Consider the following 24,498-nt stretch of genomic DNA (forward strand, 5'->3'; position numbering starts at 1 on the left):
TTATCTATTTAATTTCTCATATTATTTCTACCGAGGGGCGTATAACGAAAACTTTAAAACACAAGCGACGGAGATTTCGCCATCAGATTCGCTTTTCCAATAGCGTTAGATACGCTTTTCGCTTTCTCTGTTAAAATAGATTTATGTAATATAAAATTAGATTTGGGGAAATATAAGATAATTCAGTCAACGGGGGATTGGGTAATGAGTATAAAAGATAGCGCCTCTTTTTCTCGATGGGCGATAGACAAACGGAAACTTTACGGCAATTTAAAAAAATTAGATATAGCCAACACTTTGGAAGAATTGTATAAAAAAGCAACAGAGTTCTTCTTTGCCGACGAAGAAGCAAACTCCTTTAAACTGCGCCGCAATACAGATCTTCACCCCACAATAAAAAAAGAACATCTTTGGGAAAGGATCATAACGATGTGTATGCCTAAGGCCTGTTTTTACAATCAATTTTCGTTTAATCGCACTAACAATATAGATTTAGTACAAACCGACGCAAACGGCGCCATATGCCGCCTGTTTGAATTAAAAACGGGCAGCAACGAATTGGCTCATGCGGCATACGAGATAATCTTCTATTACGCCCTAATGCTCCGCGCAAGGCGGGAAGAGCTGCTCCCCGCGGAATTGGCCAAGCCAGTTACCTTAACGATAGTTGCCCCTAATTATTATTGTAAAAATAAAAGCCATTATCGTTTTATGGACGAAATACAAAAAAATTTGAGTGATAACCCTTATTATGAAAAAGCGCTTATCTCTTTTCTCCCCCTTCCGTTTTCTTCCAGGCGCGAGGAATTTGAAGAGAACACAAGAAAATTAAGGCGAAAAATAATCGGCGGGACCATAGCAAGTGATAATTTAAAATCTTTTGAAGAATATTTCCTTAAGAATCTATAATATGAGCGAGCATCATCTAATTATTCACCGTGCTGCCAATGAAATAGGCGGCAACTGTATAGAAATAACATCGGGAGAAACCAGAGTTTTGTTTGATTTCGGGTTGCCCCTTTATTCAATAGGAGAAAATGAACCCGCCCGAAAATACCGCTTGAAAATATCCGGCGTTTATAAAGATGATATTCCCCGGGTAAAAGCCGTATTTATTACCCATGCCCACCCAGACCACTGCGGCTTGCTTGCGGAGCTTAATTCCAAAATTCCCGTATATGCAGCGCCGAGCGCTATCCTGTTATTGAAAAATATCGCTCCTTTATTTGGCAATAATTTCGGGCACTTGCATTTTATTCCCTTAAATCCTAACGAAACCGTCTCTTTTGACGAATTAAAGATAAAATCTATCCCTTTGGACCACAGTATTCCCCAATCCTATGCATATCAAATAGAAACTGGCGGGAAGAAAATACTATATACCGGCGATTTCCGCAGCCATGGCAAATGCAGTTATTTGACAAAGAACCTTACTCTTTGCAAAAAACCAGATTATTTGATTTTGGAAGGCACAACTTTAAATCGTCCTCCACAAATAGCACTAAGCGAAAAGTCTTTACAAAGCAAAACGGAAGAATTATTGCGCCGGAATAAATTGGCCATTATATACTTTTCCGCGCAGAATTTGGACCGTTTCATATCGGTTTATAATGCCGCCCGCACCTTGCACAAAACTATCGTAATAGACCCTTATACTTGTTTTGTATTGGAACAATTTTCTCAATTGGGGAAAAATATTCCGCAGTGGTATTGGCCCAATATACGAGTTTATTTTGCCAATAATACAATAACAAAAAAATTGAAAGAGATAAAATATCGTTATAAAACCAAGAAAATATTCCTTAAAGAAATTTTAAGCGAACCGTCAAAATATGTCATAAAAGACAATTCTAATATTAGGCTAAAACTATTGCGTCTGACCAAAGAAGTATCTTTAATACACAGTGCTTGGCCTGGATATTTAGAAAAAGACTGTCTTTTTAAAGAAAATTCCGAAATCTTTAAATTGCCAATTGATATATTACATACCTCCGGCCATGCCGATTTTGATACCCTTTCACATCTGATAAGAGAAGTTTCCCCCCGTTTCCTTATCCCTATACATACTTGCCGCGCTCAAGAGTATCAATCTCTCTTTAAAGTGCCTGCGCTACCGCTTAAAAACGGTGAAATTTTAGACATTTAATAAAAATCGTTTAGGAAGTATAACAAAAAAGGCACTCGTTAAGAGTGCCTTCTAAAATGGTGGGGCAGAAAATTTTGATGGGGTGCGGGTTCTTAGAACGCCGGGTGGTGACGTGCAATTCCCTGTTTAACAGGCAATTAACAGGCAAAACTAGGGAAAATTAGGTTGCTTTTGCCCATTTTCGGGATTCGTATCTATATACTTTCTCTTCAGAGAAATAGCTACTAAATGGCGCCAAATTCCCTACTAGAGATAACAGGGAAAAAACAGGGGAAAGTAGACAAAAGACAGGGAAATGTATTTAAAGTAAATAAAAATCTTCGTATATATTTTATACAATACAAATGTATTGGTTCTGTATTAAGATATAAATAAGTTCGTTTTGGATTTGACGATACTGTTTTTGCTTCTCTACTGCTTTTCATCACGTCAATAACCCTTCATTCTACGTATTTTGCTTCTTGCTAGGTTCCAAAACACTCCAAAGAGGAGATGGAATATGTGTTCTATTCAAATTAAGGATTTGTATGCCGGAAAACCTGATGCAAAAGATGAAATTGAAACAGGAAATATAAAAAATTTTGTTGATAGTTTTATTTTGCCACCTAATTGGGAAATTAATAGGATGCTTTCATCTTCTTGTTTCTTTGTTACAGGATATAAAGGAACAGGGAAAACTGCACTGTTGAGATATATTGAAGATGCAATCAAAAGAAAATATCCGTATTCTTGTTGCTCATTCATTTTATTTAAAGAGGATTTTCCTGAAATTAAAAGACGTGAATTAGCGGAAAATTCTCAACGCATGTTTAATTCTGTGAGCATTGATAAAGAATTACAAGCAGAAGGGGGAGATTTTCAGTTCATTTGGCGTTTTTTCTTTTTAAGTAAATTCTTAAATGATAATGAAATGAGTAATGGCGGTCTATTTGATAAGGATGAAAATTTAACATTATTTAAAAAGAAGATGAGTGAAATTGCTTCATTAAACGAAGTAAAATTAAAGTGGTTTTCTACTTTTAAATTTTCACTATTTTTTCCTTCAACTAGCATTCCCGCTACATTTGGTATTTCTAGCGAAACAGTCTTGCAGGAAAATGAGAAGAAATATCATAAGATTATTGAATTGATTGAAGAAGCTGATGCCATATTTTCTAAACTTATTAGAACAAAAACACCTTATTATATTTTTGTAGATGAATTGGAAGCGTACTTCGCCGATGAACAGATTTTTATTAGAGATCTACACCTTATTAGAGATTTATTATTTAGTATTCATAAATACAATAAAATATTTCAGCAGCAACAATCACATACTAAAATTATTGGAGCGGTAAGACAAGAAATAATTAATGCTATAAGTCAAAGAATTGATCCTAGGGAATTAAATAAAATTATAACGGGATTTTCTCAGCCTTTGAATTGGGAATATAACAATACGAATTCTTTTCGACATCCAATTATTCAAATTTTACTGAAAAGAATAATGACAACTTGTAATGATAAGGGGCTTTCATGCAAAACGGATCGAGAAATATATGCGGAATGGTTCCCAAATAGAATACATGATAAAGAACCTGCCATGTATGTCTTAACTAATTGTTGGAATAAACCTAGAGATATTGTTCGGATGCTGATTTCTGCTCAGAATTCTATTCAAAAAAACGCTTCTTGTTTTTCTCAGAGCGTATTTGACTCTTTTAGAAAGGCATATTCAACAGAAAGTTTAAATGAAATTAAAGAAGAATTAGCGGCCTTATATTCTAATCAAGAAATCGCAGATATTGTTTCTTGCTTTAATGGATTTAAAATTTCTTTTTCATTTAAAGAATTTCAAGATCGTACACAAATGTTATGTCCTAATTCTCCAATATTCCGAGATCTGTTGTCCGTTTTAAGAAATTTATTTAGGATAGGGGTGATTGGGAATATTTCTACAATGTCTCATGAACATCGCTGGTACCACCGAGGAGATATTGATTTGCAAATTACGGACGATTGGAATATTTATGTACACAACGCTCTTCATTCTGCTTTATCATTAACTTCAAAAAGAGATTATCAGAGATCACTGAAACCTAGTAATGGCGCAATCGTGAAAGTTAAAATTACGAAAATTTTTCATAGCAGGGTACTTGCATCAATCGATTATCAAGGGCATGTTTATAAAGGGTGCGTCCCAATCACAGAAATTTCTAATTCCATGGTCCGCAAAGGGTTTTTGAATGAGGTGGTATCGGAAGGGGAGATTAGGCAGGGGCGTATTTTACGATATAATTCTCAGTATGATTCTTATGATGTATCACTAAAGATATAAAATTATATAATTCAACGCGCTTTTAGTTTATAAAGGGAACAATAAGAATGTGTTTCCCTCCATAAATATTTTTAAATTATCAAGAATATTTGATATTTGTTACATGACAACTTCTCTTATTTCTTCCTAATCTGTCTCTTCGGCATAAAGTCCGGCAGGGAACTCTTGGAAGTAACTACCTTGGTTCCCGTGGCTTCTTCAAATTGTAAACGTGCTTGTTTGGCGAGCTTGCCGCCTTTTCGTCCGGCCACTTTATTCTCTTGTACGCCTTCGGCCTTGTCCTTTTCCGCAATTTGACGGGTGGATAACTCTGCCAACGCCGTAAAAAGCAGTTCGGCCTCACTCATGTGTTCGCGTAAGTTTTCATGCTCAAGCCCTTTTAGTTTTTTATGTTGGGCAACCGATAAATCACTCCATTCTTGGTGGATGACATTTGTGAGCATGGCAAAATCGTCCGATTTGGTTACTCCGTGAGCTTGCCAGTAATCAGTCAGTTTATTGCGGGTTTCTTGGCCCATCATACGCTGTTGTATCCATTTTTGGCTGCGCCCTTGGGCTTTCCAATGGGAACGTGCGCGGTCTAGTGCCTTGGATGGATCTGCAGTTTCTTGGATGCGTTCATAACCCACTTTGGCTAGCCACAATTTAAATGGTTCGGCTTTGGGGCTGGGAATGGATTGGATAAGGCGTAAAAGCTGTTCTGGAGTGGCTACATCCGTCTTATAAAACTTGCCATCTGCCGCCTGTAATTTCAGTTGGTTACAATTTGTAACCGACTGGTTTCCTTCCTTCAAAAGACGGTGTTTGAGCACCTTCCAATAGTTGCGTGGGTCCTTACTTTCAGTTAATGCATAAATTACATCCACAATAGAAAAATACCACGTTTCGGTCTTTTCGTCATACTGACGGCGGATTTTAAAATCTTCAAAAATAGTAAGTGCTGATTTAGTCATATAGTCTCCTTAATTCATGCGTACCAGTTTGGCTAAGATTTCGACGGATGCGTCCGCCGGGAATGGCTCGTATTTGGCCTTATTATCCGATACTAATCGGTAGGCGGGCCCATTTTCGGTGTTATATTGGCCTAAACGCTTGATTTTAAGTCCGTCCTCGCGGCGGCATAATACCACGCTGCCAACCGGAGGCAATTCACTCGTTTTGCGGAACATCAGCATATCCCCGTCACTAATAGTCGGTTCCATGGAATCACCCTTGGCCTTGATAAAAAATAAATCTTGCGTAGGAGTGGGCAAAAACTTGGTGGGCATGTTCACATAGTCCACAATGTTTTCCTCGGCAAAAATGTCCGTATCCCCGCATTGGGCAAACCCATAAAAGGGGATAGGGGTAAACTCATCCACAGGGCGGTGCGTGGCAATCAATGCGTGCCCATTACGCTCTAAAAAGTTCTCTTTAATCAGTTTGCGGATATGCACGTGTACCGTGCTGACCGATTTTAAGCCAACCGCTTTAGCTAGTTCTGCCAAAGTGATTTGCGGGTTTTGTTGGACGAGTTCTAAAATTTGTTTTTGTTTTGCCGAAAGCATAGTGTTCTCCAATACAAACAGTATAACTCTTTTCACGCGTTTAGTCAATTTCTATAAAAAATAGAAAAAATTGACATAAAATAGAAAATATGTTTTAATGTAGCGTGGGTTTTGCCGTTATCGGCAAGGGAAAATTATAAGTTCGAGAGGGATAACTATGGAAACAAATAAAACATAACATAAGGAGCTGTATATGAACGAAACTGAAGTAAAAGAAGTAACCGCGCAAGCGGAATCCATTACCACACCCAAACAATACGAAGTGGGGTATGGTAAACCACCTAAAAGCACACAATTCAAGCCCGGCCAAAGCGGTAATCCCAAAGGCCGCACCAAGGGCAGTAGAAACGGTATCTATACTTACATTCAGCGCGAATTAAACTCATCCATTACGCTTACGGACGGCTCTAAAATTACCAAAGAACAGGGTTTTGCCCGCCAGCTAACCAACAAAGCGCTACGTGGCGATATCCAAAGCCAAAAGCTACTTTTTAACATACACCAAAAGGGTCAACGCAAGGATAAGGCCGAACTCTTTATGGGCCGACTGATTAAAGAGGGGTATGTGACCGAAGAGATGATAGATAATTTCCTCTATCATAATAAGATTATATCCTCTGCCAAGCCGTGCGACCCGATGAAATGTGCTCTCAATTTAAATGCTATGTTTAAGCAGATAGGAGGCAGGAAAGCATTTGGCACCGCGCTTATCCTGTCGGATTTGCTATGTACCTATGCGTGCCTGTTTATCTTGGAAAACCTTTGGGAAGAAATATCCCAGGAATATGCCTATTGGCAAGGGGTAGATGATGCGACTGCCAATCTTGCTGAAGAACAAAAGGATACGCTTTATAAAACACTAGCTGGGGAACAACCATTACAACGCATTACTGATGAGCAATACGAACGCATCCAAAAAGTGATAGAACTGGTGCGTATTGGGTTTATGCGGCAATTCAAAGAGTATATGGACTTTATGACGGAAAGAAGCGAGTATGCCACGGTGGAATGGGAGTTTAAGCGCGGCGATATGCTAACCCAAGCCCTAAAAAAGACACATTTTCAATGGGAAATGAAAGAACTAAACGACAGTTACGAGCATTTCAAGGGAGTATATCAATCGGCGCAGACTCTGCCAAATGCCACACAATGCGAAAAATACATTAAAGAACTCAATATTAGCGAAGATGAGGCCATTAAAACAATCAAAGAATTACTGATACCGGTGTTATCAAAAAGTTGCGTCATCTAATAAAATTAATAACCCGGCAGTAATAACAAATATTACTGTCGGGTTATTGAAGAATAGGTAAATCCTCTAATGTTTTGTATCACTTTGGGGGGAGATAGCAATGTTTTCTTTTGTGCCGCCATCATAGGGGATAGCGTGCCCTGCCTTAAGTAGTTCTTCCCCTAAATTCTGCCCATTTACTTTTACATCACACAATAAACGGAAATATTTATCACGCCCACAGTTACGCAATAGAATCTTACCACTTTTAAGGAAGTTTTTAGTGAATGCTTTGGCTTGCTTGGCTAGGGCTTTAGTTTCAGCAGAACCACCTTTAATTTCAGGGCAGTCCACGCCACGCACACGGATGGGAATAGTTTTGCAAAATACCCCATATTTACAGGCCAAATGCACACGGAAAGTGTCCCCGTCATATACAGAAGCCAATGAAACCTTATTAAAGTTTTGGCTTAAATCATTCTCTTGGGCTTGACACAACATAGCCAAGCCCAAAAGTATTACTGAGGCCACCAAATAACGCATAAATATCAATACATTGCTTGATTCATTTGTTGATTTAACCAAAAACCACAATCTAATTCATCAAAACGTTTGGCAACTGTTATGCCCATTACAGGGTCAACATAATACCCCTGCTGTGCCGAATAAAGAATCCGATACAAATGGGGGCATTCTTTTTTTTGTTGTCTCTGCTTTTGCCTCCATTTTCGGTTCTCTTCTGCTTTGCGCTTGGCTTCTTCGGCCTTTTGTTTAGCCTCCTCTGCCTTGCGTTTAGCTTCAGCTTTTTTTTCTTCAGCTGTTAACTCCTCAATTCTTTTTTGATTTGCCTCTATGTATTTGTGAATAAATATTTTATTCACAAATTTTCCATTTTCATCAATAACCGAACAAGATTTTTGATTACAAGATACACTCATGGATTTAGGAGAAACAGTAAATGTGCTCTTAATTACCCCTATATCCTTAAGTGCTAATACATTAGATGTCTCCGATATATTAATTTTCTCTGGGATTTGCAGTTCTCCTTTTATAGCACACTCCCTTTTATACACCTCTCCTAGGCTTAAATCATCGGCAAAAGCCGTTATGAGTGCTGAAGGTAGCCAAACAACATTAATAAAGCATGCTCCCACGCTTCCTGTTCCTTTTTGATAGACCAAATCTATAGTTAAATATTCTTTATCTAATGTACAATTGGTACATTTTCCAACTGTTTTTTGTAACTCTGCTATATTTTCATTTTTTAAACTTGGTACTGCAAGAATACTATCAAGATTTTTGACTTCCACAGTATAACTGACAGGTATTTTAATCTGTGAATGGTTTTCATCTTGTAGTACCATTTTCACATCACTCGTATGTCCTTCCTTATCATTCCAGTACATTTCATTGTTTTCGTTAATAGTTTTATGTATATTTTGTGTACTTTGGCGTTGCAAACCCCTCATTCCACCACAGGCACATAAAAAGCTTATGCTTAAGCAGATACTAATAATTTTTTTCATTTTAACACCCCCTTCAATTTAATAGGGAATGAACATTTACTATAATCCTCTTTATCCCCTTCATTTGCTTTTTCTAATGCTTCAGAACCAAAAAAATAACAACTACTCATATCTGTAGCTGTAATTGTTTCTTTTCCTATGTCAATAATATAAGTATAATGCATTTCATTATCATCTCCATCTAATGTTTTCCCACGAGAAGTTTTAGAAACCACATAAGAGATATTATCTGAACTTTGAACCTGCCATTTCCCAACACGATAACTGCAAGCAGACTCAGTCATTAAACGTGCCGCAAGTATCTCATAAAAACCGTAAGCTTTATTAAGTTGTTTTTTAGATAGGTTACATTGAAGTTCTTTAAAAGTAAATATCGATTTTCCTAATGGCATAGTTCCTTTCTGGGTTGCAGGTAATTTTCGTGCTGGGAATTCATCAACTGCCTTTAGAATAATTGGTGTATTATGTTCAATTTTTTGTTCTACTACTCTTTTTTCACAAAAGGTCAAATCGGAAGTAGCCGAATTAATAACGGAACTCCTAGGATATTTGCTAATCACTTCTTTGTATAGTGGTATGGCTTCAGAATACTGTGCATTTAATTTCATACCAGTTGCCTTAGAATATAATTCTTGTGCCTCTTTTTCGTGCGTACAAGCACTAAATGTCAGACAGCACACTAATAAAATCAAAAGTTTTTTCATTTTGTTCCCTCCTTGTAGTAGGGGCATTCGGTAATATGATTTGGATACAGAGAATAAAACGGGCAAATGAAAGTAAAAAAGGAACTATCATATCCCATTTCTTGCAATTTGCTGTATAAATTTTCATCTTTCTTTTTGCAAAAACATTCTCTAGTGGAAGTGGGTTCCTCGCCTATTCCGTAAGATGTAGTAATTTTAATTTCCATATTGATACATTTTTTAGTATTTGACATAAGATTTCCTCGTTTCAATCATCCGTCCAATCATTATTTTCATCAGTTTTAGTAGTATCTATAGTTTTTACAGGTACAGCTAATAGATACAGGTAGATAGTAAGTGGACTAAGAAAAATACTTCCAATCACTACTCCTGCTATATCGCGGTGTTTTTCACTTGCAATCATAATATTTACGACAATCCACGCTACATAAAATACAAACAATACAAATCCCATATATTATCTCCTTTACAATTTGATTTTATTTTTCTTCTTCAACAAACATAAAAAAGCTTGCATTTCCACCTAAATAGGCATGGGCGGATTTTTTAAACTGCTGATTCACTTCTCTTGTGATATCGGTCATCCCGTGTTTTTTTAAAAAATCTTCAAAAACCCCTTTATCAATTAATTTACCTCCGGCAGGTTCTCCTTGCTTGAAATAGATACATCTGATTGCCTTATTTCCCATTTGTTCTTCCTCCTTAACAATTTTTTAATACAACAAAAAAGACGACTGCCATTTGAGGGATTCTGAGTTCTCAAATATAACAGTCGCCTACCTGTCTGATTTCAAATCAAATACAGGATTATCCGCCAACAGAAACGGGTTATAAGGCCGTTTTCATTGGCAAGATTGCGACTGTTTCTAGTTCAGAATCCCATTTGCTTTACGCAAAAGAACGGGCTTAATGCCCTACTAAAAACAGTCCTAAGACAGTTGTAAATAAGCCACATTTAAGGCTTACATAAAACTTTTACTCTCCTAAAATCTTGATATACTTTCATTATAAAACATTTTGGCATGTAAGTTGTTATTTTCTAGCATTTCTTAATAAATAACTTGACTTATCTCCCAATAGTAAGCGTGAATGTAGTACGAAGTAAAAATCGCTTACTTAAGGAGATAAGTTATGAAGAAAAACACCAAAAAATCAGCACCCAAAAACAAACCTACGCGCCCCGCTGTTTTGCGGGTCGTGAGTCCTATCACTACCGAAGAAACACCGCTTGAAAATTTGCCTGTCCGGCCACACGATAACCGCTTGCCTATGCCGGGTAGTATCATCACTAAAACCTACCGCGGTAAAACAATAGAAGTAAAAGTGCTAGAAAATGGCTTTGAATACGAAGGTAAAGTATTCAAGAGCATCTCGCGCGTGGCCATGACGATTGTAAAGCGCCCGATTAGCGGTTATGTGTTTTTTGGGCTTACCAAATGACCCCGCGCCGTTTGCCACCCGCTTCGGGGCGATTTGTAAAGGGCCGCTCGGGTAATCCTCTAGGGAGGCCTCCCCGAAATTTTTGCGAGAGGGATATTGTCTTGTTAGTCGCTAGGTTCTTTGAAACTTTAGCCAAGGCCTATTGTAATCAAAGCCGCGCTATTGAGAAAATTCGTCAAATTAAGGACATCTTATCATGAGAAGAAAGTGCTATTTGCCTAAAAGTTATGAAGAATTAAAAGGCCTATCCCCCAAAGAGCTGCGGTTTTATTGGAACGCTTTTTATACCTGCCCTTTGAGAGGTGTTAAGGCCAAGTTGCGCCCTTTGTGGTATGCCATTCAATGTGAATTAGGGCGTTGTAAATTACAAGAAAAATACATCACGCGGCTTGACCGGTATGCGAGCAATCCGGATAAGTATATTGAGCACGCACATAAAAAGCGTTATGCTCTGGCCATAGGAACGATACTCACGAAAATCTACAAAGGACGGACCTATCAGGTAACTGTCAAAAACGAGAATGAATATGAATACGAGGGGGAAATCTATCCCAATTTAACCGCTGTGGCGGAAAGAATCGTACGGGCCCACGTCAGCGGGCCCAAATTTTTCGGATTAACTCGTACAAAACGAAGTTAAGTTCTAACAATGGTGCCATGAAATCTATGGACCTGATAGAAGTTGTCTTTTACTTAACTCCTTTTTTGATATTTAATATCTTGAATTTGTTGCTTGAGTGGTTTAAGACTTTTTCCTTCGTTTATTAGTTTCCACATTTCTGTAAGTAGATTGTTATTTAAGTCTATAAAAGTTCTAATTTTTTTAAGAGTTTTACTATCGCAATGTCCAGCTAAAATTTCTCCAGTTAATGCAACAGATACTTCTTGCCCTTTTCCATTCTTGATGTGTAGGTGTGGCATGTGATGCCGTTCCTTGTTTTCGCAGTGCATAGAGACAGCAATTCCATGTTTATCAAAGATGAGTTCCGCAGTAATACGAAAACCTTTGCGAGGAAATTCATCAGGAGCAAGAAGGTGTTGCTCTAATCTTTCAGATAATATTTTATACGCAGTTTCTTTATTTATTTCTTGAATTTCTTTGTCTTCCATAAATAATTCTCCTTGACTTATCTCCCCATAGTAAGCGGTAATGTGTATAGGAGAATTATACTAAATGCCAAAAATTAATTGTGCGATATATACTCGCAAATCTACGGAGCGCGGGCTAGAAATGGAGTTTAACTCACTCCAAAACCAAGAAGAGGCGTGTAAGGCCTATATCCTCTCGCAAGCGTTTAATGGGTGGGAGTATTATAAAACCTTTGAGGACGGCGGGATTAGCGGTGGCACGATGGAGCGCCCCGGCTTGCAAGCACTTTTGGAAGAAATCCGCGAGCGCAATGTGCAGGTAGTTGTTGTCTATAAAGTGGACCGCCTTTCGCGCTCTATTTTTGATTTCCATAAAATGATGCAAGAGTTTGCCAAGTACGAGTGTAACTTTGTGTCTATTACCCAGTCGTTCGATACGAGCAATTCTATGGGCAAACTGACACTCAATATGCTCTTATCTTTTGCGCAATTTGAGCGCGAGGTATCAGCCGAGCGTGTACGCGATAAAATCGCCGCCAGCAAGGCCAAAGGGTTATGGATGGGAGGAACGCCGCCGCTTGGATATGATGCCAATGAGCGGCAACTTAGTGTAAATGAAGAAGAGGCGCAGTTAGTCCGGCTGATTTTTCAAAAATATATAGAAACCGAGAATATGTTTGCTGTGGTGGAGCATCTTAATGCGCAGGGCATTCGTACCAAGAAATGGGTGGCTAGGCGTAGCAAACGGGAACATGGCGGTGGGCAGTTTCACAAAAGTAATGTGCAGCGCATTTTGACAAATCCGCTTTATATCGGAAAAATCGCGCACTACGCCCAAAACAAAGTGTATGAAGGTAAGCATCCGGGAATTGTACCACCGGATTTATGGGATCAAGTTCAAACGCTTATACGCCGAAGAATTAACGACCCGAACGCATTTCTGCACTATAAATGCCATAAAACGGTATTGGCGGGCAAATTATACGATGATAAGGGGCAGAACTTCCGCTTTACCTCATCAAAAAAGCAGGGTAAGAAGTTTTTGTATTATTACAACGGTGTCGGCGGTCATTATTTACCCGTGGAGCAGTTGGAAAGGTTTGTGCTAAACATGCTCAAAAAGGCAGATTTTGATGATATTGAGCCGTTGGCGAACATGAGTGCTATTACGGACGCGCAATTAAGCGCATGGATTACTAAGGCCATATGTCAAACCGTGGATAAAAAGCATTATTTGACATTATTTTTAGACGAAAAACAAATAAAAGCCGATTTAGGCAGTTGCCCGAAAATGTCGGGGCAAGTTGATACCAAGCCTCTAAAGATAGAGCGTATTGAAGATACAATTTATCTGCGAGATAGTTTTATGGTGGCAAATGTTTCCTCGGTAAAATTGCGAAACGGTACCGCACGTAATATTTTAACGGTACGGCAACTTAATGAAAGTTTAGTGCGTGGCCTTGCGCGCGGCTGGGAACTGAACAAACGTATGGAACAAGGGCTTAATATTAGGGAATTGGAGCAAGAACAACACATGACAAAGCGTACCATTATGCGGTATATCAATTTGTGCTATTTATCCCCACGCATAGTGACCGATATTTTGGAATACAAGAATCCGGCAAGTTTAACGTTGCGGGAACTCATGAATTTGGCGGAAGGACAGGTAGATTTTGAAAAGCAAGAAGAAGTATGGTACTCAATTTAGTTTTAAAGTTCCACATTAGGATTTGGATATAGCAATAAATTTTTAAGTTTGGATTATTCACAATCTACTAATGAGGATATGAGTTGTTGTTCTAATCCAGTTTCATTATTATATTTAAAAGGAGATCTTCGGAATGAAGAATTTTTCTCAAATCCTTTACTTATTAAAATAGACTCTAACTCTTGCAAGGCTAAACTGCACATATGATTTTGGGGAAATTCTAAAAAATTATGAGTATATCCGAGTAATACAGTATTCAGACGAGTTGCAAGTTGTAAGGTAAAATCAGATAATATCATTAAGTTGCCCAAATATACATCATGTATAGGATCCGGGGTATCAAATTTTGTGTTTAAATTATGTCCAATTTTGTGATTCCGATATTTTTGTAATGTTTGCATTAAAATATGTTTTTTAGTGTGCGGAATACTATTCAGAATTTTGCAGACCATATACGAAGATGTTGTTGAAGATGGATATAATTCTTGGGTTATAAAATTTTTTAGATTTTTGCTTTTGTTGATAAGTCTGCTTATTTGAAATAAACTATTAGTATTGTTGCCATTATCCCATAATCTAAATAGTGTAGATGTAATTTCTGATATAATAGGGGCGCTTATGCACGAAAGTAAGGATATGCCAGTTGTTGTATGTCGGGAGTTATCCCAACGCCAAGAAATTCTGCTAGCAAACTCAACATGGAATAGCAATAAGTACAAATCATTATCTAAGCTTATTAACATGTTTTTAACTTTTTTAAAAATCTCTTTGTCATCTTGCGATAAAAGAGGAGAGTTAAATATGATTTCTTCAATTGAATATTTTTGAGTTTGAGTATTGTTGATAGAATGATTCATATATGATTCCTATATAGGAACATAGTATCATATTATATGCTACTATAAAATGTAGAAGTGGAAACTAATTGTTGTATAGGAGCAGCTATGGACATATTAATGTTTTTGATTCCAGGGATCATCGGTGGTATATTATTTGCAATTTTTGTGTTATTTTTATTGAAAATATGTTGGAAATTTTTAAAATGGGCTCATGGGATGAAGTAGTAACAATAGAGGGTCGGTTATATGAATTTTAAGGATATTATGATGTATGCACTCGGCATAGTTTATATTGTAGGTTTGTGCATAGAGTTTGGAACCTTTATGGATGATGACATTAAATCAGATTGTGGTAAATTTAACCCATGCTGATGAGGAAAACGGATTGAACCATATGCTTTGGTAAACCGAGGAAATGGGTACCGCTTGCTATGTAATTTAAATCAAATATCAGAAGTGGATCCTGCGAATTTGGCGGTTAGAGAAAAAGGCCCGAAATGGGCCTTTTTTGTGCTCACCTAAAAGTACTCTATGACCTGGATAGATAAAAACCGCGCAATTTTACCGACGGGAGTGGGAAAAATTACCCAACAAAAAAGGCACTCTACCAAGAGTGCCTTAATAAATGGTGGGCCGAATAGGACTCGAACCTACAACCTTCCGCGTGTAAGGCGGACGCTCTAACCAGTTGAGCTATCAGCCCCTAAATGGGTTATTTTTTACTTCATAAATATTCTATCAAAAAATTTATTCTTTGTCTATTATATTTCTATTTCGACTCGCAGGCAAAAGCAAGAAGCATTTCCAAAGCCTTTATCGACGCTTTGCCGATATTGCGCTCTCTCACAGCGGAAAATACAAAGCGTTCCGCTTTGCTCCCTTTTGGGCCGCTTACCGCAATCCAGACCGTCCCGACCGGTTTTTCTGCGCTTCCTCCCGACGGGCCCGCTATACCCGTAGTGGCAACCCCCCACTTCGAACCCGTCAAAGCCCTAATGCCTTGCGCCATTTCCAGGGCGACGGCTTCGCTGACGGCGCCGTAACGCTCCAAACTCTCTCGTTTGACTCCTAATAGTTTCTCCTTAACGTCGTTGGAATACGCCGTAACGGAACCCAGATAATACTTTGAAGCTCCCGCGCGGGAAGTTATCATCGCCGAAATATTCCCCCCCGTACAGCTTTCAGCCGCCGAAAGCGTACCTATCTGAGCTATTTTCTCCAACAAATCGTCCAAGGCATTGCTGGCGCAGATAACGGAATATTTTAAGCCAGAAAGCTCTTGTTTTAATTTGTCGAAATACTTTTCCAGGTCATCAGGCTCTACGCCTTTGCCCGTAAGCCTTAATCTTACATAAGCGGGCGAAGGCAAATAGGCCAAGGAAAGGCCTGCGGGCAAATTATCTTCATAATCCGCCAAGCGGTTGGCCAAATCCGATTCCGCGATATCGTATACCCCAAGCATTTTATAGGATATTTCCCCGCAGTTAAATTTACCTTTTATCCGCGCAAGGATATCCCTTGAGATTAAATCTTCCAATTCAAAAGGGACTCCCGGCATTGAAACCAATACTTTGCCGTCTTTCTCGAACCACATCGCGCAGGCAGTGCCTTTTTTGTTTTCTATCGCGGTGCAGCCTGCGGGTATATAGGCTTGCCCCATATTGCAGCCTTTAAGTTTTTCTTCTTTGCCCTTAAAATACCGTTTTACCCAATTATAGACCTGTTCGTCATAGACTAACCCCACGCCGAAATATTCCGCCAGGGCGTTTTTTGTTATATCGTCTTTCGTCGGGCCGAGTCCGCCGCTAACCAAAATCAGATCGGCGGCTTCGAAACCTTCTTTTACGGCTTTTTTTATTTCTTCTTTATTGTCCGTGACGGACAGCATTTTCGCCGTCGCTATCCCCAGCGAGGCCAATGCCCCCGCCATATAGCGGGAATTGGTATCCAAAATTTGGCCGAGCAATATTTCGTCGCCGATAGTTATTATGCAGGCTTTCATAAGTCTATTTTACAATTTTAATTTCTCTTTATATAACCTATAATATTATCTATGAAAAAATTTACTTTTTTAATAGCCGTCCTTTTGGTTGTTGCCCTTTTTATCAATCATTTTTCAGACAGGGCGATATATCACCCGATAAAAGAAGTCGCCCCTCTGCCCTCGGGCTTTGAAGAAATATGCTTTGACAATGCCGTCAATCAAAAGCTATGCGCGGCCTATAAACCCGCCCCGCAAGGCAGGCCGACAATTCTCCTGTTCCACGGCAACAGCGGCAATATAAGTTATTATAATACCTTTGCCAGGCTCTACGCCTATTATGGTTATGGTGTTTTTATGTTTGATTACCAAGGATTTGGCAAAAGCGAAGGGAAGTTAAATCAGGCAAATTTCTTTGAGGACGCCCGCTCCGCTTTGGATTTCCTTATAACAAAGGAGAATATTCCGCCAAACGATATTATCCTTTTCGCCCATTCTCTTGGCAATGCCGCCCTTATAGAGGCCGCCCTCGCTTATAACGATCTTCCCTTCAAAGCCGTGATTATGCAAAGCCCTTTTACCAATACGCCAGATATGGCGGCATCTTTCTTTATGGGGAAGCCGTATAACCACGATTCCTTTTACAGAAAGGTTTTATCGGCCGTATTCCGCCCGCTCTTGGCAAATAAACTGTTTGACAATATCTCCAAAATAAGCGAACTTAAACACCCCGTATTTATGCTTTACAGCCGCCAGGATATGCTTATACCTTGGCAGATGTCGGACGCGTTATTCCAAAAGGCTCCGCAAGGAAGCAAAAACTTTATATCACCCTACGGCGGGCACAATGATTTCGAATGGGGCGTGGACGCAGTAAACGACTATATCAAATCGCTGTAATAAACAATCTCTTATAAAAAACAAACCGCCGTCCCGTTTTATGCGGAACGGCGGATTTTTATTGGATAAAGCCCTATATATCGTATTGATTTTTGCCCGGAGTCGGCGGAAGAAGCCCAAATATGATGTTCATCGGGGCAAATATGACGCTTACCATTATAAGCCACCCCGTTAAACCCGCGTCATGCAAACGGCGCACCGTAAGCGCGATTACGGGTATAAACACCCCCAAATTGATAAGCCCTATCACAATCCCGACCAATGTGGATAGTAACCCAAAAAAGCGATCCCCGTCCATGGCCGCAAAATATAGGCCGAAAAATACCATGGCTAAAACAAATATCGTCAAAGCGTACCATAAATGGAAAAACCAAAATTCTTTCCTTGAAGCACGCCCGCTGAAAACGGCATATTTATGTCTTATGATATCCCAAAAATATTTTTTCATTTAACTGTCCTCTCTATATTTTCTTTATCAAATCCAATATTTCGGCGGGCGTATCGGCAAAGATTGTAGCGCCCAGCTTTTCCAGCTCCGCCCGCTCCCTAAAACCCCACGTTACGCAGATGCAAGGCAAACCCGAATTAAGCGCCGTATTGTAATCGACTTCACTGTCGCCTATATATACGGCGTCCTCTTTGCTTGCACCCAGCTCCGCCAGCGCTTTTAATACTCCGTCTGGCGCAGGCTTTTTGCGGACGGATGGGCCCTCCCCTATCGCCACGTCAAAGAGGCCTTTAAAATATATGTCGCACAATTTGCTTACCGCACTGTCAAATTTATTTGATACCACCGCCAAACGGTATCCCGCTTTCTTCAAATCGGAACATAATTTTATTATGCCGGGATAAGGCGCCGTTTTTACGTACATATGCTCGGAATAGTACGCTTTAAACATTTCAAGACATTTCCGTCTTTCGCTCTCGCTTATGTCTTGGGGAGCGGTTTCTCTTATCAAAGCTTCCACCCCGTTGCCTAAAGCCTTTTTTATCTCGCTCTGCGTTCTTGCGGGATAACCGCAAACACTCAAAGCGTAATTTACCGAGGCCGCCAAATCCGACAAAGTATCCAAAATGGTGCCATCCATATCAAAAACCGTAGTTTTTCTCATATCCGCTTAAATTGTATAATATTTTTATGACTGATAAATCCAAATATGCAAAAGAGCTGTTCTTAGACGGCTATGGCTGTGCTCAGGCGGTTTTGCTCGCTTTCCGCGAGGAGCTTAACATAAACAAAGAAACTGCCCAGCTTATAGCCTCTTCCTTCGGCGGCGGAATGGGCAGAATGAGAGAAGTCTGCGGCTGTGCCAGCGGTATGTTTATGGTTGCCGGCCTTAAATGCGGGCCTTTGGACCACAAAGACCTTAAAGCCAAAGAGGAACATTACCGTTTGATACAGCTTTTGGCAGAAGATTTTAAAAAGGAAACGGGTTCTTTAATTTGCAGAGAATTGTTGGGAATATCAAATAAACTCCCCTCAGAGCCCGCTCCCCAACCCAGAACACCGCAATATTACAAAAAACGCCCGTGCGCCGATATGGTAGCCTTGGCGGCGGAAATTTTGCAAAAAAGACTCTTTAAAGAAAACTAACCCAAAGAGGCGAACTTATGAAAAAAAGCGTATTTTTTATAATCTTTCTTTTCCTTATTCTCGTACTGCTGGCATTATTTAATGTAAAGCCTGAAGATTATAACGAAAATATGCTCCTTCAAGCGCTTGAAAACGGCAATACGGCCAAAGCCGAAAAGCTGCTAAATAAAATAAACGATCCCGATATAACTGCCGTAGACGGAAGCACGCCCTTAATAATCGCCGCAAAAAAAGGCTACAACAACTTTATAGTAAAATTGATAAATAAAGGCGCCGATATAAACAAACGCAATTACGACGGCTATGACGCCGTAATGCAGGCCGTGCAAAGCAATAATATTTCAACTTTAAAACTTCTTCTTAAATATGGGCCCAAATTCAAATCTATTTTGGAAGGCGGAGATACCGCCTTTACCTTGGCCGCAAAAAACAATAATGCGCCAGCCCTTAAATTATTGCTTAACGCCATACGCGATTACAGGGGCGCATCCGAATATGTAATAAGCCTGCACCTGGGCAAAACCATACAGACGGCCGCGCAAAACGGGGATATAAATACAATAAACGTTATTCTTTCAAGTTTGGGCGATCATAAAATTTCTTTAATAGAAGCCTTTACCGCCATGAACATCGCCATGGATAACGGCAGGCCCGAAATCGCCAACCTTATCGCAAGTAATGAAGAAGACCTCTATTTCCAGGATAAAAGAGCGGCTTCGGCGGTGTTGTTGGAATCTGCCAAAAGAGGATATTTCCGTCTTATAACCGCGCTGATAAAAAATAAAGCCGACGTAAACTATCAAAATCCGCAGGGTATCACGCCGCTTATGGCCGCGGCTCAAGGCGGATGGGATTACAGTGCGAAGATGTTGCTTGAGAACGGCGCGGATAAAAACCTCAAGTCCGAAGACGATCTTACCGCCGCGGACTATGCCCGATCAAACGGGCACGAGGATTTGGCGAAAGATATAGAAAACTTCCGCCCAAATAACGGGCCTACATTAAATAGTCAAAATAAGGCTTAAAAGCAAAACTTTTATCGTGAAGGAAGAGAATTCCTCTCAGAGGTTGCTTCCCGTATTTCCTTGGCCAAAGTATTCCGATAGACACCCTGAGGATAGTACCCGTTAAACTCTTTATACAAAGCCAGCGCCCGCTCTGCCAAAGCGGAGCCTTTAAGCAAACGCTTCTCTATTAAAGAAAGTATTTCCCCTTCTTCTTTGGAGTTATACCTGTTAAGCTGAAAAGAACCGTATTTGTTGCGGGTTTGCGTCAAAAAATCGACATTAAGAACTTTCTTAGAGTTTGAAGGCCGGCGTGTACCCGTTTTATAGAGGCCTTTTTTCTTCGATATTTCCCTGGATACAGCTTCGCCTTCGTTATAATATTCCGCTCTAAAAGGCTCATAAGAACCGTATTTGTAATAAATCACGCTTAAAGCTCCGCCTTTATTATCGGCTTGAGCAAGCAAAATATCTGTATCTCTAAAGATAATGCGCGTAACTTTTACGCTGTCGCCTTCGCGCTCGTTTTCGTATACTTCGGTGACGTCAATCTCTTGATACAAAGATTTGCCGTCTTTGGCATAATCGGTAGCGAGCTGCACGCAAACACCGTCGCTTTTCTGCAAAGTATAACTTAAAAGGTTTTCCTCGTTAAAAGCGTCTACGGCTATAACAGTGCGGAAAGTTTCGAGGGCGGAGTTCCAGCTCTTGGGGAAATAATCGGCGGAATGTTCCTCGCCTCCTTTAAAGGAGTATATCCTCACCCCGTCCGATATCCCGCTTGAAACCTCTACAACACCATCTTCGTTCTTCGTAAATCCGTAGGGTGTGGCTTTATAATCCGCATAAACGTCAAAACCTTTTCCGACTCCGTTTGCCGCCTTTGACGCTTTGAGGATTTTCTTCTTGCGGCCGCCTCCGTCGTATATCGGCAGTAATATTTTATCGGAGCCGCCTTCAAAAAAGTTTTCGGTCCTTTTAATCTTGCAGTTTTCTATTTCAACGTTTCTGGCGCACAGGCTTTGCCAGCCTTGCCACCTGCTTCTTGATTTGCCAGCATTCAATACACAGTCAAGCAGATATATGGCGCCGTCGGCTTCGTCGCAGGTAATAGAGTCCGCCCCCAAAGCCATAAGGGAATTTTCTTTTATAGAACTTTCCGACAAATCCCCACGCGCGTTCCAAAGGCCCTGTTTGTATTGGTCGGCCAAACCAAAAGCGTGGCCGAGTTCGTGCAGAACGGTTCTCTGTTCGAAAGGAACGGGCAATAATATATAACCTTTAGGAGAACAAGCAATACTGCCTTGCCCGCAGCGGCGTTCTATTTCCTCTTTGCTCAACAATACAAAAGTAACGTCGGGGCTTTTATCGGCCCCCACAAGTATAAAATTGTCAAATTCCAAATAAGGCTTTAAATCTTCAAATTCGCTTTGGCGGGTTTGCGGGATAAAACGCCATATATCGCCCCAGTTCTTTAAGCAGTTTTCTATCATTGACAAATAGGCGGCCTTTTCCGAATCGGGAAGATTGTAATCCGCTTCAAAGCGTACGGCGTAATTCACTTCCCCTCGTTGAATAATTGCGGAATACAAAGTATCTTGCGCGGAGCGGTCGTTGAGCGGGGCAAAGGGTGCGGCAAATGCCGTACTCCCTATGAACAGTAATATTAGAATATAAATGTATTTCATTATTCTTAGCCCCTGGAGATTAAGACGTATTAAATATATTTTATCAACCGCACAGAGATATTAAAAGAGCAAAAAGTCCCGTTTTTAAATAGGACTTTTTGCTCATAACTAAATAACTTTAAACTTTTACTTGGCTTTTATTGTTTTATCCTCAACTCGGAACATAAACAGAGCCGCTATAAACAGGAACAATCCGCCCACACCGACCGCAGCGACCGCGCTTGAGCCCAAAAGGTGCTTCATTATCGGGCCGAAGAATAAGTTTACGCATATCTGCGGTATGACGATAAAGAAGTTAAATACCCCCATATAAAAGCCCATTTTCTCCGCCGGTATCGAATTGGAAAGCAAAGCGTAAGGCATAGCCAAAATACTGCTCCAGGCCACGCCGACGCATACCATCGGCAAAAACAGCATATATTTGCTGAAAGTTACCCCGAACAAGGTCAGCCCCAGCGAACCCAGCCCCAAAGCCCCTATCATAAGCGATACTATATGTATATATTTGGCGGAATATTTGGTGGTAAGCCAAATCAGCAGAAAAGCGACTGCAAAAGCCACCCCGTTATATACGCTGAAGCAAGTACCCGCCCAGTTGGAAGCGGTTTCGTATTCCGGCGTGCCGGGTACGGCGTGGAACACTTCCGACGCTATGCCGACACTGAAATACACCCACATAATCATAAAAGCCGCCCAGGTAAAGAACTGCACTACGGCAAGGCGCCTCATCGTAACGGGCATGGTAATAAAAGCGCTGCCCATTTCTTTAATGGATTTTAAGGGATTGAAAGGCTCTTTCTTCATCGCTTTAAACGCTTCCATATCCGCGGGCGGATATTCGGGCGTGGTCTTGATGGTCGTTAAAATAGCAATCAATAACACCGCCGAACCGATATAAAAAGAATACCTTACGCTTGGCGGTATCGTACCGGGGGCGGCTTGAGTGCTGACGCCAAACTGCGTCAAAATATAAGGCAAAGATGACGCTATTACCGCACCTGCGCCTATCATTACGCTCTGCATGGCATACCCCGTCTTGCGTTGGCTTTCGGGCAGAATATCGCCAACAAAAGCTCTAAACGGCTCCATACTGACGTTTACCGAAGTATCCAATACCCACAGAGATATTACCGCCATCCATACCGCCGAAGCCTGCGGCATAAATATCAAGGCTAAAACCGAAAATATCGCCCCGCCCAAAAAATATGGACGCCGCCGACCCAAGCGACACCATGTCCTGTCGCTGAAATATCCCACCAAAGGCTGTACCAATAACCCCGTAACCGGCGCCGCCAGCCATAAAAGCGGTATTTGATCTTCCTTCGCGCCCAAACGTGCGTATATGGTACTCATATTGCTCATCTGTAAAGCCCACGCGAATTGTATGCCGAAAAAACCCAAACACATATACATAATCTGGGTAAGACTTTTCCTAGCGTTCTCAGCTGCCATTGTTCCTCCCTAAATTATCGTCCGTCTTAAGTTTTATCTTAAAATAATTACAAAGCTATATCAACCTTTTTAGAGGGTTCCTCTTTTTTAGGTTCCTCATTCTGCAGGAAGAAGGCCAATCCGAAGGTGATTACCCCTATCCTGCCAACAAACATCGCGAATATCAGCACCAGTTTCCCAAATGAGGTCAAATGTTCCGTAAGACCCACGCTAAGCCCCGTCGTACTTAATGCGGCCAAACTGTCAAAAAGTATTTCCGACATTGGTGCATTCTCGCTTATCGTAAGCAAAATCACAACCAAATACAGGACTATCATATAAAATATCAGTGTGGAAGAGGCGATGAAGACTTTATCCATAGATATGTCTTTATTGTCCAGACGTACATTTTTACGCCCTTTAAGACGGCTTACCAATACCGCAAACAAAATTACGGCCGTAGTCGTTTTGATACCGCCCGCCGTACCAGCCGGCGCACCGCCTATAAACATAAGCAGCATCAGCGCGGATAATGCCGTCATCGAAGATACCGATAAATCTATATTGTTATAGCCCGTGGTCGTCATGGCGTTTATCGCCTGGGCAAACGCGCCGTATACCCTGGTAGAAAAGTCATAATTCTTTAACGAGGGTTCAAAAATTACCAACATTATCCCGCCAAACATTATCAAAGCTAAAAATGAGAAGAATATTGAACGCGAAGTATATGATATCTTTTTGGCTTTGCCCATCATATTTTCCGCTATTTCCGTTATGGGGATAAACCCGAAAGCGCCCAAAAGCGAAAGTATGGAAGTCAATTCCGTAACAAAGGGGACTTTAAGAAAGCTTGACATACTGTCCGGATACAAGGCAAAGCCGGCCGTACAAAAAGCCGATACCGAATGGAAAATACCGCTCCATAACGACTCAAAAAAACCGCCCCCGCTGAAGTAAAACGCCAAAAACAGGAATAATGCGCCGAAACCTTCGGCAAAAATGGTAAAAAAGATAATGGATTTTATGAAAAGACTTAAATCAAACCCCTGCGGGACGGAAAACTCCGCCCTCATTACTTCCTGTCTAGCGCGAGGCAGAGTAGAGTGCCCCTGTAAAAATAGAAAAGAGCTGAAGCTCATGTAGCCAAAACCGCTAAACTGCATTAACAAAACTATAATAAACTGGCCTAAAAAAGTATAGGAGGCCCCTGTCGGGACCGTCACCAAACCCGTGGTGGAAGCGGCGGAAGCCGACGTAAATAAATTGTCTATGAAGCTTATCGGCGTTTTTTGACATAACGGAAGGCTTAAAAAAACTACCCCCATCAACATATATAGCAAAAATATTATTACC

General features: G+C 40.5%; 26 protein-coding genes and 1 tRNA gene. 10 read left to right on the forward strand and 17 right to left on the reverse strand.

Annotation, left to right across the window (positions count from 1 at the left end; genetic code table 11):
• Nucleotides 1-204: 204 nt before the first annotated feature.
• The 3 genes from ACQY3M_RS00090 (at nt 205) to ACQY3M_RS00100 (ending at nt 4,463) form a co-directional block, all read left to right on the forward strand.
• Nucleotides 205-909, forward strand: coding sequence for a hypothetical protein (locus ACQY3M_RS00090; protein ID WP_428065022.1), 705 nt, complete (start codon nt 205-207; stop codon nt 907-909).
• 1 nt (nt 910) lies between these two features.
• Nucleotides 911-2,146: an MBL fold metallo-hydrolase gene (locus ACQY3M_RS00095; protein ID WP_428065024.1), complete on the forward strand. Its 1,236-nt coding sequence runs from the start codon at nt 911-913 to the stop codon at nt 2,144-2,146.
• Between the two features lie 499 nt (nt 2,147-2,645).
• The gene (locus tag ACQY3M_RS00100) at nt 2,646-4,463 is read left to right on the forward strand and encodes a P-loop ATPase, Sll1717 family (RefSeq protein WP_428065026.1); all 1,818 of its coding nucleotides are present in this window, start codon (nt 2,646-2,648) and stop codon (nt 4,461-4,463) included.
• Between the two features lie 116 nt (nt 4,464-4,579).
• Here ACQY3M_RS00100 and ACQY3M_RS00105 read toward each other — a convergent pair whose 3' ends face one another.
• Nucleotides 4,580-5,416, reverse strand: a complete 837-nt coding sequence (locus tag ACQY3M_RS00105; protein WP_428065028.1) for a BRO-N domain-containing protein — start codon at nt 5,414-5,416, stop codon at nt 4,580-4,582.
• A gap of 9 nt (nt 5,417-5,425) precedes the next feature.
• Entirely contained in the window at nt 5,426-6,010 is a 585-nt protein-coding gene (locus ACQY3M_RS00110) for a LexA family protein (protein ID WP_428065030.1), read from the reverse strand.
• A gap of 193 nt (nt 6,011-6,203) precedes the next feature.
• Here ACQY3M_RS00110 and ACQY3M_RS00115 point away from each other — a divergent pair, with 193 nt between their 5' ends.
• Nucleotides 6,204-7,262: a DUF5681 domain-containing protein gene (locus ACQY3M_RS00115; RefSeq protein ID WP_428065032.1), complete on the forward strand. Its 1,059-nt coding sequence runs from the start codon at nt 6,204-6,206 to the stop codon at nt 7,260-7,262.
• A 66-nt stretch (nt 7,263-7,328) separates the two neighbouring features.
• Here ACQY3M_RS00115 and ACQY3M_RS00120 read toward each other — a convergent pair whose 3' ends face one another.
• From ACQY3M_RS00120 to ACQY3M_RS00145, 6 genes are read right to left on the reverse strand one after another with little or no spacing between them, the layout of a single operon-like run.
• Nucleotides 7,329-7,784: a thermonuclease family protein gene (locus tag ACQY3M_RS00120; RefSeq protein WP_428065034.1), complete on the reverse strand. Its 456-nt coding sequence runs from the start codon at nt 7,782-7,784 to the stop codon at nt 7,329-7,331.
• Nucleotides 7,785-7,789: 5 nt separating this feature from the next.
• Nucleotides 7,790-8,767 (reverse strand): hypothetical protein, encoded by a 978-nt coding sequence (locus tag ACQY3M_RS00125; RefSeq protein ID WP_428065036.1) that lies wholly within the window; start codon nt 8,765-8,767, stop codon nt 7,790-7,792.
• Nucleotides 8,764-9,471 (reverse strand): hypothetical protein, encoded by a 708-nt coding sequence (locus ACQY3M_RS00130; protein ID WP_428065038.1) that lies wholly within the window; start codon nt 9,469-9,471, stop codon nt 8,764-8,766. Before ACQY3M_RS00130 ends, ACQY3M_RS00125 begins: the two co-directional genes overlap by 4 nt.
• Nucleotides 9,468-9,704: a hypothetical protein gene (locus tag ACQY3M_RS00135; RefSeq protein ID WP_428065040.1), complete on the reverse strand. Its 237-nt coding sequence runs from the start codon at nt 9,702-9,704 to the stop codon at nt 9,468-9,470. Before ACQY3M_RS00135 ends, ACQY3M_RS00130 begins: the two co-directional genes overlap by 4 nt.
• Nucleotides 9,705-9,718: 14 nt before the next feature.
• Nucleotides 9,719-9,925: a hypothetical protein gene (locus tag ACQY3M_RS00140; protein ID WP_428065042.1), complete on the reverse strand. Its 207-nt coding sequence runs from the start codon at nt 9,923-9,925 to the stop codon at nt 9,719-9,721.
• A gap of 25 nt (nt 9,926-9,950) precedes the next feature.
• Nucleotides 9,951-10,160: a hypothetical protein gene (locus tag ACQY3M_RS00145; protein ID WP_428065044.1), complete on the reverse strand. Its 210-nt coding sequence runs from the start codon at nt 10,158-10,160 to the stop codon at nt 9,951-9,953.
• 442 nt (nt 10,161-10,602) lie between these two features.
• On the opposite strand from ACQY3M_RS00145, the gene ACQY3M_RS00150 reads away from it, so the two are divergent.
• Nucleotides 10,603-10,911, forward strand: coding sequence for a DUF2924 domain-containing protein (locus ACQY3M_RS00150; RefSeq protein WP_428065046.1), 309 nt, complete (start codon nt 10,603-10,605; stop codon nt 10,909-10,911).
• 196 nt (nt 10,912-11,107) lie between these two features.
• Nucleotides 11,108-11,551: a DUF2924 domain-containing protein gene (locus ACQY3M_RS00155; RefSeq protein WP_428065048.1), complete on the forward strand. Its 444-nt coding sequence runs from the start codon at nt 11,108-11,110 to the stop codon at nt 11,549-11,551.
• A gap of 53 nt (nt 11,552-11,604) precedes the next feature.
• Here the strand turns inward: ACQY3M_RS00155 and ACQY3M_RS00160 are convergent, their stop codons facing one another.
• Nucleotides 11,605-12,021, reverse strand: a complete 417-nt coding sequence (locus ACQY3M_RS00160; protein ID WP_428065050.1) for a DUF4160 domain-containing protein — start codon at nt 12,019-12,021, stop codon at nt 11,605-11,607.
• Nucleotides 12,022-12,085: 64 nt separating this feature from the next.
• Between ACQY3M_RS00160 and ACQY3M_RS00165 the strand changes: the two genes are divergently transcribed.
• Nucleotides 12,086-13,708, forward strand: coding sequence for a recombinase family protein (locus ACQY3M_RS00165; RefSeq protein WP_428065052.1), 1,623 nt, complete (start codon nt 12,086-12,088; stop codon nt 13,706-13,708).
• A 53-nt stretch (nt 13,709-13,761) separates the two neighbouring features.
• Here the strand turns inward: ACQY3M_RS00165 and ACQY3M_RS00170 are convergent, their stop codons facing one another.
• From ACQY3M_RS00170 to ACQY3M_RS00180, 3 genes are all read right to left on the reverse strand, one after another.
• Nucleotides 13,762-14,565, reverse strand: coding sequence for a hypothetical protein (locus ACQY3M_RS00170; protein WP_428065054.1), 804 nt, complete (start codon nt 14,563-14,565; stop codon nt 13,762-13,764).
• A 608-nt stretch (nt 14,566-15,173) separates the two neighbouring features.
• Nucleotides 15,174-15,250: transfer RNA gene (locus tag ACQY3M_RS00175), tRNA-Val, on the reverse strand.
• Between the two features lie 66 nt (nt 15,251-15,316).
• Nucleotides 15,317-16,549, reverse strand: a complete 1,233-nt coding sequence (locus tag ACQY3M_RS00180; RefSeq protein WP_428065056.1) for a CinA family nicotinamide mononucleotide deamidase-related protein — start codon at nt 16,547-16,549, stop codon at nt 15,317-15,319.
• Between the two features lie 51 nt (nt 16,550-16,600).
• Here ACQY3M_RS00180 and ACQY3M_RS00185 point away from each other — a divergent pair, with 51 nt between their 5' ends.
• A complete protein-coding gene (locus ACQY3M_RS00185) occupies nt 16,601-17,428 on the forward strand; it encodes an alpha/beta hydrolase (RefSeq protein ID WP_428065058.1) in 828 nt (275 codons plus the stop codon).
• A gap of 73 nt (nt 17,429-17,501) precedes the next feature.
• Here the strand turns inward: ACQY3M_RS00185 and ACQY3M_RS00190 are convergent, their stop codons facing one another.
• Together ACQY3M_RS00190 and ACQY3M_RS00195 are read right to left on the reverse strand one after the other, a co-directional pair.
• A complete protein-coding gene (locus ACQY3M_RS00190) occupies nt 17,502-17,876 on the reverse strand; it encodes a DUF805 domain-containing protein (protein WP_428065060.1) in 375 nt (124 codons plus the stop codon).
• Nucleotides 17,877-17,889: 13 nt separating this feature from the next.
• Complete coding sequence (locus tag ACQY3M_RS00195; RefSeq protein WP_428065062.1) at nt 17,890-18,540, reverse strand: HAD family hydrolase; 651 nt, start codon at nt 18,538-18,540, stop codon at nt 17,890-17,892.
• 26 nt (nt 18,541-18,566) lie between these two features.
• Here ACQY3M_RS00195 and ACQY3M_RS00200 point away from each other — a divergent pair, with 26 nt between their 5' ends.
• The gene (locus ACQY3M_RS00200; RefSeq protein ID WP_428065064.1) at nt 18,567-19,022 is read left to right on the forward strand and encodes a C-GCAxxG-C-C family protein; all 456 of its coding nucleotides are present in this window, start codon (nt 18,567-18,569) and stop codon (nt 19,020-19,022) included.
• Between the two features lie 17 nt (nt 19,023-19,039).
• Nucleotides 19,040-20,047: an ankyrin repeat domain-containing protein gene (locus ACQY3M_RS00205; RefSeq protein ID WP_428065066.1), complete on the forward strand. Its 1,008-nt coding sequence runs from the start codon at nt 19,040-19,042 to the stop codon at nt 20,045-20,047.
• 11 nt (nt 20,048-20,058) lie between these two features.
• Here the strand turns inward: ACQY3M_RS00205 and ACQY3M_RS00210 are convergent, their stop codons facing one another.
• From ACQY3M_RS00210 to ACQY3M_RS00220, 3 genes are all read right to left on the reverse strand, one after another.
• A complete protein-coding gene (locus ACQY3M_RS00210) occupies nt 20,059-21,714 on the reverse strand; it encodes a hypothetical protein (RefSeq protein ID WP_428065068.1) in 1,656 nt (551 codons plus the stop codon).
• Between the two features lie 126 nt (nt 21,715-21,840).
• Complete coding sequence (locus ACQY3M_RS00215) at nt 21,841-23,166, reverse strand: MFS transporter (RefSeq protein ID WP_428065070.1); 1,326 nt, start codon at nt 23,164-23,166, stop codon at nt 21,841-21,843.
• A gap of 47 nt (nt 23,167-23,213) precedes the next feature.
• Entirely contained in the window at nt 23,214-24,470 is a 1,257-nt protein-coding gene (locus ACQY3M_RS00220) for a TrkH family potassium uptake protein (RefSeq protein ID WP_428065072.1), read from the reverse strand.
• Nucleotides 24,471-24,498 lie beyond the last annotated feature (28 nt).

This window comes from Candidatus Proelusimicrobium volucris (assembly GCF_959605025.1).
Taxonomy (GTDB): Bacteria; Elusimicrobiota; Elusimicrobia; order Elusimicrobiales; family Elusimicrobiaceae; genus Proelusimicrobium; species Proelusimicrobium volucris.

What these genes read in the sequence shown, in the direction of transcription:
- ACQY3M_RS00090 (WP_428065022.1), top strand. Translation starts at nt 205, where the DNA reads ATGAGTATAAAAGATAGCGCCTCTTTTTCTCGATGGGCGATAGACAAA.
- ACQY3M_RS00095 (WP_428065024.1), top strand. Translation starts at nt 911, where the DNA reads ATGAGCGAGCATCATCTAATTATTCACCGTGCTGCCAATGAAATAGGC.
- ACQY3M_RS00100 (WP_428065026.1), top strand. Translation starts at nt 2,646, where the DNA reads ATGTGTTCTATTCAAATTAAGGATTTGTATGCCGGAAAACCTGATGCA.
- ACQY3M_RS00105 (WP_428065028.1), bottom strand. Translation starts at nt 5,416, where the DNA reads ATGACTAAATCAGCACTTACTATTTTTGAAGATTTTAAAATCCGCCGT.
- ACQY3M_RS00110 (WP_428065030.1), bottom strand. Translation starts at nt 6,010, where the DNA reads ATGCTTTCGGCAAAACAAAAACAAATTTTAGAACTCGTCCAACAAAAC.
- ACQY3M_RS00115 (WP_428065032.1), top strand. Translation starts at nt 6,204, where the DNA reads ATGAACGAAACTGAAGTAAAAGAAGTAACCGCGCAAGCGGAATCCATT.
- ACQY3M_RS00120 (WP_428065034.1), bottom strand. Translation starts at nt 7,784, where the DNA reads ATGCGTTATTTGGTGGCCTCAGTAATACTTTTGGGCTTGGCTATGTTG.
- ACQY3M_RS00125 (WP_428065036.1), bottom strand. Translation starts at nt 8,767, where the DNA reads ATGAAAAAAATTATTAGTATCTGCTTAAGCATAAGCTTTTTATGTGCC.
- ACQY3M_RS00130 (WP_428065038.1), bottom strand. Translation starts at nt 9,471, where the DNA reads ATGAAAAAACTTTTGATTTTATTAGTGTGCTGTCTGACATTTAGTGCT.
- ACQY3M_RS00135 (WP_428065040.1), bottom strand. Translation starts at nt 9,704, where the DNA reads ATGTCAAATACTAAAAAATGTATCAATATGGAAATTAAAATTACTACA.
- ACQY3M_RS00140 (WP_428065042.1), bottom strand. Translation starts at nt 9,925, where the DNA reads ATGGGATTTGTATTGTTTGTATTTTATGTAGCGTGGATTGTCGTAAAT.
- ACQY3M_RS00145 (WP_428065044.1), bottom strand. Translation starts at nt 10,160, where the DNA reads ATGGGAAATAAGGCAATCAGATGTATCTATTTCAAGCAAGGAGAACCT.
- ACQY3M_RS00150 (WP_428065046.1), top strand. Translation starts at nt 10,603, where the DNA reads ATGAAGAAAAACACCAAAAAATCAGCACCCAAAAACAAACCTACGCGC.
- ACQY3M_RS00155 (WP_428065048.1), top strand. Translation starts at nt 11,108, where the DNA reads ATGAGAAGAAAGTGCTATTTGCCTAAAAGTTATGAAGAATTAAAAGGC.
- ACQY3M_RS00160 (WP_428065050.1), bottom strand. Translation starts at nt 12,021, where the DNA reads ATGGAAGACAAAGAAATTCAAGAAATAAATAAAGAAACTGCGTATAAA.
- ACQY3M_RS00165 (WP_428065052.1), top strand. Translation starts at nt 12,086, where the DNA reads ATGCCAAAAATTAATTGTGCGATATATACTCGCAAATCTACGGAGCGC.
- ACQY3M_RS00170 (WP_428065054.1), bottom strand. Translation starts at nt 14,565, where the DNA reads ATGAATCATTCTATCAACAATACTCAAACTCAAAAATATTCAATTGAA.
- ACQY3M_RS00180 (WP_428065056.1), bottom strand. Translation starts at nt 16,549, where the DNA reads ATGAAAGCCTGCATAATAACTATCGGCGACGAAATATTGCTCGGCCAA.
- ACQY3M_RS00185 (WP_428065058.1), top strand. Translation starts at nt 16,601, where the DNA reads ATGAAAAAATTTACTTTTTTAATAGCCGTCCTTTTGGTTGTTGCCCTT.
- ACQY3M_RS00190 (WP_428065060.1), bottom strand. Translation starts at nt 17,876, where the DNA reads ATGAAAAAATATTTTTGGGATATCATAAGACATAAATATGCCGTTTTC.
- ACQY3M_RS00195 (WP_428065062.1), bottom strand. Translation starts at nt 18,540, where the DNA reads ATGAGAAAAACTACGGTTTTTGATATGGATGGCACCATTTTGGATACT.
- ACQY3M_RS00200 (WP_428065064.1), top strand. Translation starts at nt 18,567, where the DNA reads ATGACTGATAAATCCAAATATGCAAAAGAGCTGTTCTTAGACGGCTAT.
- ACQY3M_RS00205 (WP_428065066.1), top strand. Translation starts at nt 19,040, where the DNA reads ATGAAAAAAAGCGTATTTTTTATAATCTTTCTTTTCCTTATTCTCGTA.
- ACQY3M_RS00210 (WP_428065068.1), bottom strand. Translation starts at nt 21,714, where the DNA reads ATGAAATACATTTATATTCTAATATTACTGTTCATAGGGAGTACGGCA.
- ACQY3M_RS00215 (WP_428065070.1), bottom strand. Translation starts at nt 23,166, where the DNA reads ATGGCAGCTGAGAACGCTAGGAAAAGTCTTACCCAGATTATGTATATG.
- ACQY3M_RS00220 (WP_428065072.1), bottom strand. Translation starts at nt 24,470, where the DNA reads ATGGGGGTAGTTTTTTTAAGCCTTCCGTTATGTCAAAAAACGCCGATA.